Raw genomic sequence first — 17178 nt, 5'->3', positions numbered from 1 at the left:
TCGGGGCGGGAAGGGACGACCGGGAAACTGCGGGCCGGGGTCCCTCCCCGGTCATCTTCAGACGTTTGCCCATAGTTGCGCAGAGCCATTCGAGCGACAGCTCCACCGGGCAACGGCCTTTCGTCCTCCGGTACTCATAAACGTTGGAAGTCCTCCTTGCTGCCTAGCGAGTCGCTTCAACGAGCGCTTGGGTTGCGCGATCACGAAACAGTGAGAACGGCCTTCGGCTCGAGAAAAGCCTCGAGCCCAAACGTTCCGTACTCGCGGCCGATACCAGATTGCTTGAATCCGCCGAATGGCGCGGCCGGTTCGTATGCCAGCGTGTTGACTAGCACTCGACCCGCGTCGATTCGCCGTGCGAGCTCGCGCGCACGCTGGTCATCCGCCGAAAACACATACGCTTGCAAGCCGAAGTTGGTGTCGTTGGCGATTGCGACCGCATCTTCAGTATCGCGGTACGCGATAATCGACAGTACAGGACCGAAGATCTCTTCGCGCGCAATCGCCATGTCGTTGGTTACATCGCTGAAGACGGTCGGACGTACGAACCATCCTGCATCGATGCCATCTGGTCGGCCTTCGCCTCCCGCGATCAGACGCGCGCCTGAGTCGATGCCGATCCGGATATAGCGCTGTACGCGTTCCCACTGCTTCTGGCTGACCATTGGGCCGACAGTCGTCCGCGGATCGCGCGGATCGCCTGCCTGCGTGCGCGCAACTTCTTGCTGCACCCGCGCTTCGAATTCCGCGAGCCGCTGCTGCGGAACCAGAATACGCGTGCCCGCGATGCACGCCTGGCCGCTATTCATGAAGCCGGCCTGAATCGCGAGCGGCACCACCTCGTCGAAGTTTGCGTCTTCGAGCACGAGTACCGGCGACTTGCCGCCAAGTTCGAGCGTCACGCGCTTCAACGTCTCCGCACCCGCGCGCAGAATCGTCTTGCCGACTGCGGTCGAACCGGTGAACGACAGCTTTGCGACATCCGGATGGGAACTGATCTGCGCACCGACCGTTTCGCCGCGTCCCGTTACGATGTTGAACAAGCCCGGCGGCAAGCCGGCTTCGTGCAACGCCTCGGTGACGACGCGCGTCTGGATCGCGCTCATCTCGCTTGGCTTGATGACGGCCGTGCAACCCGCAGCCAACGCGGTGGCGAGCTTGCCGCAGATGAATCCCGCGTTGCTGTTCCATGGCGTAATCAGACCGGCGACACCTAGTGGCTGCATCACGACCTCGGCAATACCCGCGCGACGCGTGAACGCATAGTCCTGCAGCACCTTCGCCGCTTCGAGCAGCACATTGCTGGCATGCTGCGCCATCCAGCGGCCGCGCGATATGGGCGCGCCATATTCCTCCGTGATCGCCTCGTACAGTTCGTCCTCTTTGGCGACAACGGCTTGGTGCATGCGCTTGAGCATGTCGATGCGCTCGCTCTTGCTGGTGCGGGAAAACGCGGGAAACGCGCGCTTTGCTGCGGCGATCGCATCGCGCGCGTCCTGCGCATCGGCGAGACGCACGCGGCCAATTACCTGCTCGGTCGCTGGATTGAAGAGGTTGAACAGTTCGTCGCCGTGCGGTGTGACGAAGGCGCCGTCGATATAGATTTTGTCGATGATCTGCATGGCTGCTCCCAGAAGACGTTCCAGATCACTAAAGATAGACCCGATGCATTGCCCCGACTAGTCATACAATACGGCATGTATCATTGAAAAATATAGGATAATGAGGACATCGGGCTTGGGCGAACTGGAGGCGGTGCTGGCCGTCGCGCGTCATCGCAGCTTCCGCGCGGCCGCGACGGATCTGGGCATGTCGACGTCTGCGCTCAGTCATGCCGTGGCGGCGCTCGAAGCGCGTATCGGCGTACGGCTCTTCAACCGCACGACGCGCAGCGTGTCATTGTCGGAAGCCGGCGTGCAGTTCGTCGACAGCGTTGCGCCTGCACTCTCCACGATCCGCGTCGCGATCGAGCAGGCCGGCAGCTTCCGTGACACGCCGTCGGGCACGCTGCGTATCAATGCGTCAACCGGCGCGGCCAGGCAGGTGATGCCGCTCTTCATCGAATTCCTGCGGCGCTATCCGGAGATGAAGCTCGATCTGGTCACTGAAGGGCGCCTGATCGATATAGTTGCCGAAGGCTTCGATGCTGGCATTCGGCTGACTGAAACGGTGCCGCAGGAAATGATCGCGGTGCCGTTCGGGGACAGGCAGCGCTTTGCCGTGGTCGGCAGTCCAGCCTATTTTGCGCAGCAAAAACCGCCGCGCACGCCCGCCGATCTGAACGCACACCGCTGCATCCGCTCACGCATGCCGAGCGGCGCGATATATCAGTGGGAGTTCGAGCGGCACGGCGAAACGTTGCGTATCGATGGCAAAGGCGCGCTGACGCTCGACGAGCCGGGCCTGATGCTGGCGGCGGCGCGTGCCGGTCTCGGTCTTGCGTATCTGACCGAATGGAACGTCGCCGCGGATCTGGAAGCTGGCACGCTGGTTCGCGTGCTGGACGATTGGACGCCCCCGCTCGACGGCCTCTGCCTGTACTATCCGGGCCGCCACCACGTGCCGGCCGGACTGCGCGCGCTGATCGACATGATCCGCGAACACACCGACGCGCGGCGGGCGCGCCATCAGCGCACGTCCGCATAGGGCAAGGAGCCCGGCGCACTGACTTAGTGCGGCGTTACGAGGTACGGACGACCGGTTGAGTCCGCAGTCGACAACGGAAGTTCGGAGCTCAGCCGGGTCGATCGAGCGCTGGCTGGCGACGAACTTCCGGGTTCGGCCAGTTTGCGACGATCCTCGTCCGAGATCGAATGACCGCAGCGGGCACGAAGACAGCCACACGTTTGCGCACCGCCTCATGACCCTGTTCGTTCGACAGGCGTCTACAAAATCACCCCAACAATCGTTGCTCAAGCCATCTGGGCTTGCCTTCACTTCTAGCCACTGAAAGCGCTTTTCACATTGCGGAATTCACGCCGAGTTTCCGCAGTGTTTTGTTTTCGTTCCTCGAAAACGCGTTCCGCATCGCGAAATCCAAGGCCTATCTCATTGAAAAATAAGGATAAACCAACTCTTATGTCTTATATAAGACTTCACCGCAGTGCACCAGAAGCGCCATACAATGATTCCACGCTGCCTGCTTCGACATTCATAGATCCGTAGCGGCACACGCCCCCCTTTCTTCAAACACGCTTAGGAATTTGACATGGCCCAGTATCAAGACGACATCAAGGCAGTTGCCGGTTTGAAAGAGAACCACGGCAGCGCATGGAATGCCATCAACCCCGAGTATGCTGCCCGCATGCGTGCCCAGAACAAGTTCAAGACGGGCCTGGACATTGCCAAGTACACCGCCAAGATCATGCGCGCCGACATGGCCGCCTATGATGCCGACTCGTCCAAGTACACTCAGTCGTTGGGTTGCTGGCACGGCTTCATCGGCCAGCAGAAAATGATCTCCATCAAGAAGCACTTCAACAGTACCGAGCGCCGCTACCTTTACCTGTCCGGCTGGATGGTGGCCGCGCTGCGCTCCGAGTTCGGCCCGCTGCCGGACCAGTCGATGCACGAAAAAACCTCCGTGAGCGCGCTGATCCGCGAGCTGTACACCTTCCTGCGCCAGGCCGACGCCCGTGAACTGGGCGGCCTGTTCCGCGAACTGGATGCTGCCCAAGGACCTGCCAAGGCCGCCATCCAGGAAAAAATCGACAACCACGTCACCCACGTTGTGCCCATCATCGCGGACATCGACGCGGGTTTCGGCAACGCCGAAGCAACGTACCTGCTGGCCAAGCAGTTCATCGAAGCGGGCGCATGCTGCATTCAGATCGAAAACCAGGTGTCCGACGAGAAGCAGTGCGGTCACCAGGATGGCAAGGTCACCGTGCCGCACGAGGACTTCCTGGCCAAGATCCGCGCCATCCGCTACGCCTTCCTGGAACTGGGCGTGGACGATGGCGTCATCGTGGCCCGTACCGACTCGCTGGGCGCTGGCCTGACCAAGCAGATCGCCGTGACCAACACGACGGGTGACCTGGGCGATCAATACAATTCCTTCCTCGATTGCGAAGAATTGTCGGCCGACGAACTGGGCAATGGTGACGTCATCATCAAGCGCGACGGCAAGCTGCTGCGCCCTAAGCGCCTGCCTAGCAACCTGTTCCAGTTCCGCGCCGGCACGGGCGAAGCGCGCTGCGTCCTGGATTGCGTCACCGCACTGCAAAACGGCGCTGACCTGCTGTGGATCGAGACCGAAAAGCCGCATATCGCCCAGATCGGCGGCATGGTCAGCGAGATTCGCAAAGTCATCCCGAACGCCAAGCTGGTGTACAACAACAGCCCATCGTTCAACTGGACCCTGAATTTCCGCCAGCAGGTGTATGACGCGATGAAGGCCGCGGGCAAGGATGTATCGGCATACGAGCGCACCCAGCTGATGAACGTGGAATACGATCAGACCGAACTGGCGAAGCTCGCCGACGAAAAGATCCGGACCTTCCAGGCCGACTCGTCGCGCGAAGCAGGTATCTTCCACCATCTGATTACGCTGCCGACCTACCACACCGCCGCACTGTCGACCGACAACCTGGCCAAGGAATACTTCGGCGACCAGGGCATGCTGGGTTATGTGGCTGGCGTGCAGCGCAAGGAAATCCGTCAGGGCATCGCCTGCGTCAAGCACCAGAACATGTCCGGCTCGGACATCGGCGACGACCACAAGGAGTATTTCAGCGGCGAAGCAGCCCTGAAAGCGGCTGGTAAAGACAACACCATGAACCAGTTCTGATACCAGTAGTACGCCCAAAACATAGCGCCAACCCAAAACGGGTTGGCGTTTTTTTATCCGGCGACATAGCGCGGGGAGGGGGCTCATCGAACGTTTTCTAGTGCGCTCACCTGCAAAGGCTTTATGTGTGGCTCGGTAGAGAACGACGAGCGGCGGATTCGCAGGTGGCCAGGAGCCGTCATTCACCGCTATGTTCACGCGTGCTGCCAGAAAAGCGACAGCCCTGCGCGTCCGGTCGGCTATCATGCTGATCCTCTCCGAAGTGGCTCCTTATGATTTCCGTCCGTAATGTCACGCTGCGCCGCGGCGTCAATGTCGTACTCGACCGCGCGTCCGTCACTTTCACCCCCGGAGAAAAGATTGGTCTTGTCGGCCGCAATGGCGCCGGCAAGTCATCCTTCTTCGGCCTTCTCAACGGCACGCTGCACGAAGACAGCGGCGAGTTCTCGATTCCCGCTGCATGGAAGATGGGCCAGGTCGCGCAGGAGATGCCGGAGACCGAGCAGAGCGCGACCGACTTCGTAGTCGAGGGTGACACCGGGCTGCTGGCCGCGCAGGCCGAAGTAGCCGCCGCCGAGGCCAGCGACGACGGCATGCGCATGGCGCACGCCTATATGGCCCTGCACGACGCCGGTGCACACGATGCCCCCGCACGTGCCCAAGCGCTGATCCTGGGCCTTGGCTTCAGTGCTGAGCAGCTTAGCCAGCCGGTCAACAGCTTCTCCGGCGGCTGGCGCATGCGACTGCAGCTGGCGCGCGCGCTCATGTGCCCGTCCGACCTACTGCTGCTCGACGAGCCGACCAATCACCTCGACCTCGACGCGCTGGTCTGGCTGGAAGCCTGGCTCAAGCGCTATCCAGGAACCCTGGTAATGATCAGCCACGACCGCGAATTCCTCGACGCGGTGACGCAGGTGACGGTGCACGTCGACAACGCCAAGCTCGTGCGTTATGGCGGCAACTACAGCAAGTTCGAAGACATGCGCGCTGAGCAGCTCGTGTTGCAGCAGGCCGCGATGGCCAAGCAGGTGGAAAAGATCGCCCACCTGCAGAAGTTCATCGACCGTTTCAAGGCCAAGGCCTCGAAGGCGAAGCAGGCGCAGAGCCGGGTCAAGGCGCTTGAACGCATGGAGAAGATCGCACCGGTGCTTGCCGATGCTGAGTTCAACTTCGAGTTCAAGGAGCCCCTCAACGTCCCGAACCCGCTGTTGTCCATGCTGGACGCGAGCTTCGGCTACCCCGCGCCGGCCGGCGCACTGCCGGGCACGCCGCCCACGGTCATCGTGCGGGGCATCAACCGTTCCGTGCTGGCCGGGCAGCGCATCGGCATTCTCGGTGCCAACGGCCAAGGCAAGTCCACGCTGGTGAAGACGGTGGCGCACGCGCTGGCGCCGATTTCCGGCGAAATCAGCGAAGGCAAAGGCCTGAACATCGGCTACTTCGCACAGCAGGAACTCGACGTGCTGCGCCCGCTCGACACGCCGCTGGAACACATGATCCGCCTTGCCAAGGACACGCCGGCGCACATGCGCGCCCCTGGCCAGAGTGGCACCGAACAATCGCTTCGCACCTTCCTCGGCACATTCAGCTTCAGCGGCGACATGGTCCATCAGGCGGTTGGCACGATGAGCGGCGGCGAAAAGGCGCGGCTCGTGTTGTGCATGATCGTGTGGCAGCGTCCCAACCTGCTGCTGCTCGACGAGCCTACCAACCACCTCGACCTGGCCACACGCGAAGCGCTAGCCATGGCGCTCAACGAATTCGAAGGCACGGTGATGCTGGTCAGTCACGACCGGGCCCTGCTGCGCGCCGTATGCGACGAGTTCTGGCTGGTCACCAAGGGCGGCGTCGAGCCCTTCGACGGGGATCTGGACGATTACCAGCAGTTCCTGCGCGACGAAGCCCGTCGTATGCGGGAGCAGCCTGCCGCGCAGTAGAAGGTCATCGCCTGCAATGGTGAGACAAAGGGCAGGGGTGAGCTTCGCAGGATTCAGCGTGAAGGTTGCCATCGAGCGCCTCGAGACTGATACGAATTTCGGCGTCGAGATCGTTCCCGGACTCACCTTTTTAGCCGCTTTGTTTCGCTGGATCGAACGGCAGAGATGGGTAGGTAGGAAACGACCGCCGTTCCGCCCCCTCCGTGGACTGGAGCCGGCCATCAAGAGACGTCCCCCATGGCCCGGAGGCAGGCCGCAGTGCTAAATCGACAACGCTAATCCGATACCGGGTCGTGACAGCATACGCAGAGCTTGTTTGCGTCGGCATCCCGGAAGTATGCGCCGTAGTAGTGAGGGTGATACTGGACTCTCAGGCCAGGAGGCCCTTCGCAATGCGCTCCGTTTGCGAGCGCGCAGGCGTATGCCCGATCAACCGTCTGCCGGTCACGCGCAAGCAGCGCCACCATCTGGCCATTTCCACCTCGCGCGGCATTGCCGTCATATGGCTTGCCAATAAGGAACAGCGGCCGCGGTGCGTCCGTTGCCATCCATCCTGCCCATGGCCTGTCGCGTTCGCAGAATTTGAGGCGATGTCCCAGTTCCTGCATCAAAGCCGAATAAAACTCGAACGCGCGATCGAAGTCGTTAATGCCGAGAAAAGTGTGCGAGATCACATTGAGTCTCTCAGGAGGACGGTGCCGACCAACATTATCACCGCCACAAGCTCTGATAACCCAATCCGCCGCTTCGGATTCGAACGGCCGCTTTCGGCAAGCCGGGGGGCGAATCGGGTCGGGAAGAGACCGAGGTCCCTTCCCGGCCAGGAAGGGGCATTGACAGCGCTCAAATCAACGGCTGCTTGCAGTATGGAAGCTGACACTCGTTCGTCCGAGAAGTCGTTGTCAAGCAAGCCCGCGCGACTTGCCTCCATTAATACCCATTCCATGGCCCCCGAATTAGGTGATCGTCTTGCCCGACTTTGACGAGGTCACGTCGTGCGCGATCTGTGAGAGTCGCTTTTCGCCAAACAGTTGAAGCAACGCATTTTCTGCTGAACGCAAGGCCTCATTGATGTGCCGATTTACCGCCGCCTCTACCGGGCAATCGCGATTGTCGTCAGCCGGGCCGACCGCGAACAATGCGGTGTGCGCGATGGCCACGTAAACGTCTCTCACCGTAAGAGCGTTGAGGTCACATGCGAGTGCCCAACCTCCGCCTGGACCGCCTGTAGACCTTGCATATCCAGCTTCGCGTAGCGCAGCCATTGTGCGGCGAACAACAACGGGGTTCGTATGCAGCATCTGCGCGATCGTCTCCGAAGTGGTCGCGCCGCCGCGAAGATGCATGTGGATGAGTACGTGCAGAAGTCGAGCCAGCCGGGTATCACGTTGCATAACTTTGAAAATGTGGAATTAGGTAACTTTAGATGTTACGATATACCGAGCTTCTTGTGTAAAACTGTCTCTTCGAGCAAGCATGAGTGCATACCGTCAAACCTATATTGAAGCCAACGGCATCCGCCTGCACGTCGCTGAGCAGGGCGATGGTCCGTTAGTGTTGCTTTGTCACGGCTTTCCCGAGACCTCGCATGCCTGGCGCCACCAGCTGGGGGCACTTGCGCGCGCCGGCTTCCGCGCAGTTGCCCCAGATTTGCGTGGCTACGGATCAAGCGAATGTCCAGCGATGATCGGACAGTACACAACCTTGGACGTCGTCGCTGACCTGGTTGCGCTCGTTGATGTGCTTGGAGAACGCGACGCAGTTATCGTGGGAAATGATTGGGGCGCAACCATTGCCTGGTATGCCGCGATGCTTCGGCCCGACCGATTTCGCGCGGTCGCTGCGCTCGGGGTGCCAATGATGGGCCGCGCTCCGATGGCGCCGAGTCGGCTTTTTCCGCAGACCGACCAGGCGTGGTTCTACACACATTACTTTTCCCAACCAGGGTTGGCCGAAACAGAACTTGAGCATGACGTTGCGGCCACATTGCGCAAGATCTATTTCTCTGCATCGGGCGATGTAGGTGTCCGCGACGCGAATACACCTAATCCCTTTGGACTTCTGTTACGGAGTGGCGGGCTCCTTGACTCTCTGAATGATCCGTCCTCGTTGCCCGCGTGGCTCGCCCCCGCCGACCTGGACAAATTTGTTCAGGCATTCAGCGTTTCTGGCTTTCGCGGCGGATTGAACTACTATCGCAACCTCGACCGCAACTGGGAAGTGCAAGCCGCTTTCGAGGGCCTGCGCGTCGAGGTCCCGGCGCTTTACCTTGTCGGCGAGCGCGACACAGGTCTGGCAATTCCAGGCATGCACGAGGTCATCGGCGCCATGCCCCAGTTCGTGCCAAACCTACGCCTCTCCCAAGTGATTCCGCGAGCAGGGCACTGGCTACAACAAGAGGCACCGGATTTGGTCAACTCCGCATTGATTGAGTTTTTTCGCGATCTTTGAGTTTGCCCCGGCGTGATCCGACGGTTCAACTGCGGATAGCGGACATTCCGCGCTCAATGAGGAATGTCGGAGACGGGTTCGACCACGGAAGTTCGGAGCTGAGTCGGGTCGATCGAGCACGGTTTTGGGTTGCGGCGTTTCCACTACGACCGACGCAAGGACGTCATAAGACGACTTGTATTGGCGAGAATTGTCCTGGCGGGATAGCCCGCAAACGCAGCGCTTGTCGCGCCCACTACGCGGTATTCAAGTCGAAGCGACAGAAATCCCGGCAAATGCTAAGCAAGCAACAGCAAGGCATCAGCGAGCGAGAGCACCGTTGTGCGCGAATCGAACGCCGTTGAAAAAAGATGATCGTGCACGACCTGATCCGGGTCGTAGCAGCAATCCTTGACCGTGAATAAACGGAAGTCCGCATCGCTCGCGTACGCGACCGACGACAGCACCACACCGGTCGACGCAATGCCCACCATGAGCAGGGTGTCGATGCCCTGGGCGGAAAGCCGCACCTGCAGGTCGGTACCAAAGAACACGCTGGCACGATGCGCGATGATGAGCGGTTCCGTGGCCTGTTGGCCGAGTTCCGGTGAGATCTGGTCGTCGACGAATAGACCAAGTTGCTTGATTCCCTGTCCGTTCCTGTTCAACGGACTGACTTCCGGATAGCCTGGACCAAAGTGGATCTTGGCGAAATAGATGCTGACGCCCTTGGCTCGCGCGGCGTCACACAGCTTGCGCGTATTGGAGAGCAAGGTGGGCGCGACCGATGGAAACAACGCCAGGATGTCGGTCTGATAATGCATGACCACCAGCGCGGTTTGCGCTGGAACAATTGCCGGAATCCGCATGGTCACACTGTGCGCATCAGCGGCGCTTTCCATGCCCTGTTGATGGTCTGACGAATCGGCGGATCCACGTTCAACGGGTGGCGACATAAGGCTACGCGATAGAGAGTGATGATCGACTCTACCACGATCAATCGGCCCGGACGGGCGCCGAACGTGGTCCGGCGCCCTTGTTTGCCCCTTATTTGCCCCTTATTTGCCCCTGACTTAACGCTATGTACGCAGATCGAAGCGGTCGAGGTTCATCACCTTTACCCAGGCAGCGACGAAGTCCTTGACGAACTTATCCGCCCCGTCCTCGCTTGCGTAGACTTCGCTCAGGGCCCGGAGTTGAGAGTGTGAGCCGAACACCAGATCCACTCGCGATCCGGTCCACTTGACCTGCCCCGTCTTACGGTCACGTCCCTCGAACACATCCCGGGTGAGCGCCTTCCATTCCACGCCCATGTCGAGCAGGTTGCGAAAGAAGTCGTTGGTCAGCGTTTCCGGGCGGTCGGTGAAGACGCCGTGCGCATCGTTCCCTGTATGGACATTCAGCACACGCAGGCCACCGATCAACACCGTCATTTCGGGCGCGGTCAGAGTCAGCAACTGCGCCTTGTCCAGCATCATCGCTTCTGCCGGAACACGAACGCTCGGGTTGAGGTAGTTGCGGAAGGCATCGGCCGTGGGTTCGAGGGCGCCAACCGAATGCACGTCGGTCTTTTCCTGCGAAGCGTCCATGCGGCCCGGCGAGAACGGTACGGTCAGCTTCTGCCCGGCCTTCTCCGCTGCCTTCTCGATACCGGCGCCGCCCGCCAGCACGATCAGATCGGCCATCGAGATCTTCTTGCCACCGGACTGGGCACCGTTGAACTCGCTCTGGATACCTTCGAGGGTCTTCAGCAGCTTGCCCAGCTGATCCGGCTCATTGGCCGCCCAGTCCTTCTGCGGAGCCAGGCGAATGCGCGCGCCGTTGGCGCCGCCGCGCTTGTCCGAACCGCGAAACGTCGATGCCGATGCCCAGGCAGTCTTCACCAGTTCCGAGACCGACAGCCCCGATGCCAGGATCTTCTGCTTGAGCGCCGCCACGTCCTGGTCATTGACCAGCGGATGGTCCGGCGCCGGAATGGGATCTTGCCAGAGCAACTCTTCGGCCGGGACTTCCGGGCCGAGGTAGCGGGCGCGCGGTCCCATGTCCCGGTGGGTTAGTTTGAACCAGGCACGGGCGAAGGCATCAGCAAATTCCTCAGGGTTCGCCATGAAGCGCCGCGAGATTTTCTCGTAGATGGGGTCAAAGCGCAGCGACAGGTCCGTGGTCAGCATGGTCGGCTTGAGCTTCTTCGACGGATCGTGAGCGTGCGGAACCGTTTCGCCGGCATTCTTGGCCACCCACTGGTTGGCTCCGGCAGGGCTCTTGGTCAGCTCGTATTCATAGCCGAACAGGTTTTCGAAGAAGCCACTGTCCCACTTCGTCGGCGCGGTCGTCCAGGTGACTTCCAGGCCGCTGGTGATCGAATCCGCACCCTTGCCTGTGCCGAAGCTGCTCTTCCATCCCAGACCCTGGTTTTCAAGGTCGGCGGCTTCGGGCGCGGGGCCTACGTGATCAGCGGGACCGGCACCGTGCGTCTTGCCGAAGGTGTGGCCGCCGGCAATCAGCGCGACGGTCTCCTCATCGTCCATGGCCATGCGGCCGAACGTATCCCGGATGTCGTACGCCGCGGCGAGCGGGTCCGGATTGCCATCGGGGCCTTCCGGATTCACGTAGATCAGGCCCATCTGCACGGCACCCAGGGGATTCTCGAGGTTGCGGCCGGGGTCGGTACGGCTGACTTCACCACCGTGCAATTCCTCGTCGGCTACAATCACACCTTCGTTGCCGTCCTTGCCGGCGGCGCCCTTGTCGTAGCGGACGTCGCCGCCCAGCCAGGTCTTCTCATTCCCCCAATACACGTCCTGGTCCGGTTCCCAGGTGTCTTCACGGCCGCCACCAAAGCCGAATGTCTTGAAGCCCATGGTTTCAAGGGCAACGTTACCGGCGAGGATCATCAGGTCGCCCCAGGAAATCTTCTGGCCATATTTCTGCTTGATGGGCCAGAGCAGCCGGCGAGCCTTGTCCAGGCTGACATTGTCCGGCCAGCTGTTGAGCGGTGCGAAACGCTGCTGGCCCCGGCCACCACCGCCACGGCCGTCACCGATGCGGTATGTGCCGGCGCTGTGCCAGGCCATACGGATAAACAAACCACCGTAATGGCCGAAGTCCGCCGGCCACCAGTCCTGCGAGTCAGTCATCAGCGCCGCGAGGTCTTTCTTGACTGCGGCGAGGTCGAGGCTCTTGAACGCCTCGGCATAGTTAAAGCTCTTGTCCAATGGATTGGACTTGTCGGAGTGCTGGCTGAGCAACTCTAGCCGCAACTGTTTCGGCCACCAGTCCCGGTTGGTGGTGCCGTCACCGGCGGCGTGGTTGAAGGGGCACTTTTCGTTAGACATGCTCTCTCCTTCGGAGGCGTACCAAACGTGAGTTCTAGTGTGAGTTCTAGTATTTCCGCGTCAATGCTTCCACTCGGGACCTGCGTCGGCAGGCCTGCCGCACACAAAATATAGTTGAAAGCGCTCGGCAACCAAATAAGAGGTTTGCAATTGCCTCAATAGCGCATCGCTATTGGTCACCCGCAACCGTGCTGGGGTTAGCCCCACCGATTGTCGCCCGGTGCTTGACCTATAGTTCCGATACGTAAGCAACTGCAGCGATCAGCGCTCGGAGGTTGCAATCATGACCATGGCTACCACGCTGGCAAGATGCCTGAGCAAGAAGCAGAGCCGGTTTGAAACCGTTCCTCGCCCAAGTGGCCTGGCAACGGCGCAGACTGCGTATGTCCCCGGAGACCGGCTCGCCCGAACTGTCCTGCTGGAGGACAGCCGAGGCTACCTCGCAGCGGTGATCCCTTCCACCCACCAGCTGAAACTGTTAGATATCTGCGAACAAACCGGCCGCAAGCTGTCGCTGGCGCATGGGGATGGCGTGCGCGAAGTGTTCAGGGACTGCGAAATCGGCGCGCTCCCGCCGGTCGGCATGGCGTACGGCACGCTGACCTGGCTCGACGACAGCCTGCTGACGCATCCCGACGTCTACTTCGAGGCGGGCGACCATGAGGAACTGGTGCATATGAGCACCGAGCAGTTCGCCGCCCTCATGACCGAAGCTCGGCGCGGGCATTTCGCGCACCGGATGATGTAGGGCGCCGCGCAAGGTTGGCGCGGCTAGTGCGCATGCACCGCTACCCGCTCGTGAAGCCCCTCACCGCGATCGGGTTGCCGAGCGGGTAGTCGGTGGAGGCGGCGAATGACGCGTGCGCCAGCGACGACGTCAGAACGTCCAGAAGAGGAAGTGTCGATGCCGCCGCTCATGGACCGGGCGAGGAGGCCGGGTTTCGGGGCCGAGCCGCACATCCGGATCGATCACCCGTGCGCGCAGCGCCATGTCGTAGAACGCCCCCACCATCGGTAGGGCGCTGTGCGCGCCTTCGCCCCAGTAGTTGCCGAGCGTCACACGTCCATCGTCGAAACCCACCCACGCCCCTGCGACCAGTTGCGGATGCATCAGGATGAACCAGCTATCCGTGTTGTCCTGTGTCGTGCCTGTCTTGCCGGCCACGTCGGCGCGAATCCCGAAGCGCGCCCGGATCGCCGCGCCGGTGCCCCGGCTAACGACGTCGCGCATCACGTCGACGAGCGTTTGCGCCGCGCCGGCGGGCAGTGCCTGCTCTGGCAATGCGCTCGCGAATTCGGCGAGCACCTTGCCGTCGTGATCCTCGATGCGCGTGACCATGCGCGGTTCGATATAGGCGCCACGGTTCGCGATCGTGCTGTACGCCGAGACCATTTCCCTGAGCGTGACCGGGCTTGTGCCGAGCGCGAGCGACGGCACCGCTTCGAGCGGACTCGCGCGCACACCCATTGCGTGCGCGAGCCGTGCGACCTTCTCGGGGCCTTCCTTTTGCATGAGCTGTGCGGTGACGCGGTTGCGCGAATACACTAGCGCGTCGCGCAGCGTCATCGGCCGGCCGGTGGGCGGCTCTGCGTCGGTAGGCCGCCAGATCGCATTCCCGGTCAGCGCAATGGCGACGTTACGGTCCACGATCGTATCGCTCGGCCGCGCACCGTCCGCGAAGGCCGCGCCGTAGACGAACGGCTTGAACGTCGAACCCGGCTGACGCCGGGCCTGCTGCACGTGATCGAACGGCTCGTCACGGAAGTCGCGGCTGCCAACCCATGCCTTGATATCTCCGTTGCGCGGGTCGATCGCGACAAAACCCGCCTGGATCTGCGTCTTGCTCCGGCAGAGCGCGCGCACGAACGTGGGGTTCGTGGCGAGCTTCCTGAGCGCGGCCTCATCCGATTGACCCGCATCGCGTGCGGCGCGGTAGTCGGGCGACTGCCGGATGAACGTCCGGAACAGGTCGTTGCCCGGCCAGCAGCCTGTGCGTTCGTTCCATGCGCCGTTCGCGATCCATTGCAACTGGTTCGTCTGCCAGTCCAACGCCTGCGTCGCCATGGCCTGCAGGCGTGAATCGATGGTCGTGCGCACGACCAGCCCGTCGGCATAGATGTTGTAGCCGTTGCGATCGGCCCATGCGATCAGCCACTTGCGCAATTGCGCCGAAAAATGCGGCGCGGCGCCCGGTTGCGCGGTCTGCAACTCGAAATCGATGTTGAGCGGTTGCCGCTTCAATGCGGTGTAGGCATCGGGCTTGAGCTTCCCGTATTTGTTCATCTGCCCAAGCACCGTGTTTCGCCGCTGCAACGCGCGCTCGGGGTTGAGCACAGGGTTGTAGGTGCTGTTGGCCTTCAGCATGCCGACGAGCGTCGCGCTTTCAAGAATGTCGAGCTGATTGGCCGATTTGCCGAAGTAGGTGCGTGCGGCCATTTCCACGCCGTAGGCGTTGTACAGGAATGGCACCGTGTTCAGGTACGTCTCCAGGATCTGATCCTTGCTGTACACGGCTTCGATCTTGAATGCCGTGATCGCTTCCCTGAGCTTGCGCGTGAGGGTCGGCGCGCGGCCGATCTCGTCGGGATACAGGTTGCGCGCGAGCTGCTGCGTGATCGTCGAGCCACCTTGCCGGTCGCCGGAGAACGTATGCAGCGCGGCCGACGCGGTACGTTTCCAGTCGATGCCATGATGCTCGTAGAAGCGGCGGTCTTCGGTCGCGATCAATGCATCCACCATGTGCGGCGAGACTTGCCCGAGCGACACCCACTCGCGATTGACCGGTTTGAACGCATCGAGCAGTTTGCCGTCGGCCGACACGATCAACGCTGGCCGGTCAACGCGGGCTTTGCGGATGTCGCCGATGCCCGGCGTAAACGGCACAAGCGCAAGCACGTATAGCAGGAAGAGCGCCGGCAATGCAGCGAGCGTCAGCGCGACGCCGCGTCGCGTCGGGTGGCGCAGGCGGCGCAGCGCGCTGTTGAGCGCGAGTCTGGTGATCGTGCTGCCGGCGGCGGCCAGCGGTTGGACACGGGCGAGCCACCGTGCGCAATGCTCACAAAACAACGATGCATATCGGCGAATCACGGTGGCGGGGTGCTGGCGGAAAGAGCGCGATCGTACCAAAGCGCAAGGGCGCTTCTGTTATCAAAACAGGGCCGCGGCGCATGGCATTTACAGAAGCTTACATTTGTTTCGTGTGGACAACGTTCGCGATGGCCACTGAAGCGACGATCGCCAACCGCGAGCTCAACGAGCTGGATGGCCGCCTCCGCTCACGGGCCATTCGGCGAGCGGAGGCTGGACGGCGGGTTCGTCGGCCCCTACTGGACGGTGATTGTCGCCATCATGTTCGGGTGGATGCCGCAGAAGATCTTGTAGACCCCCGGCTTGTCGAACTTGAACTTGTAGGTGTCGTTCTGATCGAGCGCGCTGGAGCGGAACAGGCCGGCGTCGTTGACAACCGTGTGCGGTTCGCCATCGAGGTTCTTCCAGGTCACGGTCGAGCCAGCTTTGATCGTGAGCGACATCGGCGAGAACATGAAATTCTTCACAACGACGACATGGTTCTCCTGCGCTTGCGCGAAGGAGAACTCGCAAGTCAATGCCGCCATGAGTATCCCGACCCCGAGGGGGACGACGAAGGCGCGGCGAAGGATGGTTGTTAGCATGATCTGGGTCCTGGTTGGTGAGCAGTGCCTGGAAAATCAGGCGAGCGTGGTGTCGGCGAGTGTCGCTGCGAGCGGGTGGCGCATGATCTTGATGCTGGTCACGCCAAGCATCCTGGGAAGCTGATCGCCCGGTACCGTCAGCGGCATGGGACCGGGCCCATTGCCTGCCGTCGGTTGCGGATAGGCCGTCGAGCGCGCCGTATGGAAGGTGATATTGCCTTCCACCTTCGACACGATCTGGTGGATATGGCCGTTCAAGACCGTGACCGAACCGAAGCGCGTCAGATAGCTCATGGCCTCGCCGGCGTCGCCGGTGCCCCAACCCCATGGTTGGTAGATCGTCCACATTGGCATGTGTGCAAAGACGACGATCGGCGTGCTGGACGAGCGGCCCCGCAGATCCGCTTTCAGCCAGGCGAGTTGGTCGTCGCCCAAGCCCCCCAAACCGTTTGGCTTGAAATGCATCACGTTGACCAGGCCGATAAAGTGGACGCCGCTGTGGTCGAAGCTGTAGTAGCCCTTGTTGCCGGAGGCTTGACCGAAACGCTTGAAGTATTCCGTTCCAGGCCCATCGGTCACGTCATGCTCGCCGGGCACGGTATGCAACTCGGTGATATTCAGCCCCGACATCAATTGGGCCGCGTGGTCGAACTCTTCTGCCTTTGAAAGATGCGTAATGTCGCCCGTGTGGATCGTCAGCGCCGGCTTGACCGGCATGGCATTGACGAAGTCAATGGTCTGCCTGAGCGTGCCCGCGACGTCGGGATTGGCTTCCTTATTGAAGCCAATATGCGTGTCGCTGATCTGCAGGAAAAGAGGAATGCCCGCGGCAGATGACGGGCCTTTCCCGGAGGCGGCAAGGCCCAGTTCCACGGGCGCGAGAACGCCGCCTGCCAAGACAAAGACGGTGCCCGCGCCACCGAACGCGAGACACTTCAACGCGCCGCGGCGCGACGGGTTGGACGGAAGATCTGACGACATATTGCCCTCGCAAGGAAAGTTCGAGAGGTGGCTC

General features: G+C 61.5%; 13 protein-coding genes. 5 read left to right on the top strand and 8 right to left on the bottom strand.

What is annotated here, in order from left to right; genetic code table 11:
• Positions 1–200: 200 nt before the first annotated feature.
• The gene (locus tag AC07XB_RS09330; RefSeq protein WP_492830571.1) at positions 201–1622 is read right to left on the bottom strand and encodes an aldehyde dehydrogenase family protein; all 1422 of its coding nucleotides are present in this window, start codon (positions 1620–1622) and stop codon (positions 201–203) included.
• A 100-nt stretch (positions 1623–1722) separates the two neighbouring features.
• On the opposite strand from AC07XB_RS09330, the gene AC07XB_RS09325 reads away from it, so the two are divergent.
• The 3 genes from AC07XB_RS09325 (at position 1723) to AC07XB_RS09315 (ending at position 6726) form a co-directional block, all read left to right on the top strand.
• Positions 1723–2646 (top strand): LysR family transcriptional regulator, encoded by a 924-nt coding sequence (locus tag AC07XB_RS09325; protein WP_492830572.1) that lies wholly within the window; start codon positions 1723–1725, stop codon positions 2644–2646.
• 562 nt (positions 2647–3208) lie between these two features.
• Positions 3209–4789, top strand: a complete 1581-nt coding sequence (locus AC07XB_RS09320; RefSeq protein ID WP_043354195.1) for an isocitrate lyase — start codon at positions 3209–3211, stop codon at positions 4787–4789.
• Positions 4790–5061: 272 nt separating this feature from the next.
• Positions 5062–6726, top strand: a complete 1665-nt coding sequence (locus tag AC07XB_RS09315) for an ABC-F family ATP-binding cassette domain-containing protein (protein WP_492830573.1) — start codon at positions 5062–5064, stop codon at positions 6724–6726.
• Positions 6727–7001: 275 nt separating this feature from the next.
• Here AC07XB_RS09315 and AC07XB_RS09310 read toward each other — a convergent pair whose 3' ends face one another.
• Positions 7002–7400: a VOC family protein gene (locus AC07XB_RS09310; RefSeq protein WP_492373827.1), complete on the bottom strand. Its 399-nt coding sequence runs from the start codon at positions 7398–7400 to the stop codon at positions 7002–7004.
• Between the two features lie 282 nt (positions 7401–7682).
• Positions 7683–8120 (bottom strand): Rrf2 family transcriptional regulator, encoded by a 438-nt coding sequence (locus tag AC07XB_RS09305; RefSeq protein ID WP_492373872.1) that lies wholly within the window; start codon positions 8118–8120, stop codon positions 7683–7685.
• An 82-nt stretch (positions 8121–8202) separates the two neighbouring features.
• On the opposite strand from AC07XB_RS09305, the gene AC07XB_RS09300 reads away from it, so the two are divergent.
• Positions 8203–9177: an alpha/beta fold hydrolase gene (locus AC07XB_RS09300; RefSeq protein WP_492830574.1), complete on the top strand. Its 975-nt coding sequence runs from the start codon at positions 8203–8205 to the stop codon at positions 9175–9177.
• Between the two features lie 278 nt (positions 9178–9455).
• Here the strand turns inward: AC07XB_RS09300 and AC07XB_RS09295 are convergent, their stop codons facing one another.
• Together AC07XB_RS09295 and katG are read right to left on the bottom strand one after the other, a co-directional pair.
• Positions 9456–10058, bottom strand: coding sequence for a cysteine hydrolase family protein (locus AC07XB_RS09295; protein ID WP_492373825.1), 603 nt, complete (start codon positions 10056–10058; stop codon positions 9456–9458).
• A gap of 177 nt (positions 10059–10235) precedes the next feature.
• Positions 10236–12491, bottom strand: a complete 2256-nt coding sequence (katG, locus tag AC07XB_RS09290; RefSeq protein ID WP_492830575.1) for a catalase/peroxidase HPI — start codon at positions 12489–12491, stop codon at positions 10236–10238.
• Positions 12492–12774: 283 nt separating this feature from the next.
• Here katG and AC07XB_RS09285 point away from each other — a divergent pair, with 283 nt between their 5' ends.
• A complete protein-coding gene (locus AC07XB_RS09285) occupies positions 12775–13239 on the top strand; it encodes an aminoacyl-tRNA deacylase (protein WP_492830576.1) in 465 nt (154 codons plus the stop codon).
• 129 nt (positions 13240–13368) lie between these two features.
• Here AC07XB_RS09285 and AC07XB_RS09280 read toward each other — a convergent pair whose 3' ends face one another.
• From AC07XB_RS09280 to AC07XB_RS09270, 3 genes are all read right to left on the bottom strand, one after another.
• Positions 13369–15576, bottom strand: coding sequence for a penicillin-binding protein 1A (locus tag AC07XB_RS09280; protein ID WP_492830602.1), 2208 nt, complete (start codon positions 15574–15576; stop codon positions 13369–13371).
• 239 nt (positions 15577–15815) lie between these two features.
• Positions 15816–16163 carry a cupredoxin domain-containing protein gene (locus AC07XB_RS09275; protein ID WP_492373822.1) on the bottom strand — a complete coding sequence of 116 codons (348 nt, stop codon included), beginning with the start codon at positions 16161–16163 and terminating at the stop codon, positions 15816–15818.
• A gap of 36 nt (positions 16164–16199) precedes the next feature.
• Positions 16200–17144 (bottom strand): metallophosphoesterase family protein, encoded by a 945-nt coding sequence (locus AC07XB_RS09270; RefSeq protein WP_492812774.1) that lies wholly within the window; start codon positions 17142–17144, stop codon positions 16200–16202.
• Positions 17145–17178: the final 34 nt, after the last annotated feature.

This window comes from Cupriavidus sp. GW821-FHT02F09 (assembly GCF_059421605.1).
Note: the sequence above shows the minus strand (reverse complement) of the source record. Positions and strands in the feature narration are given on the sequence as shown.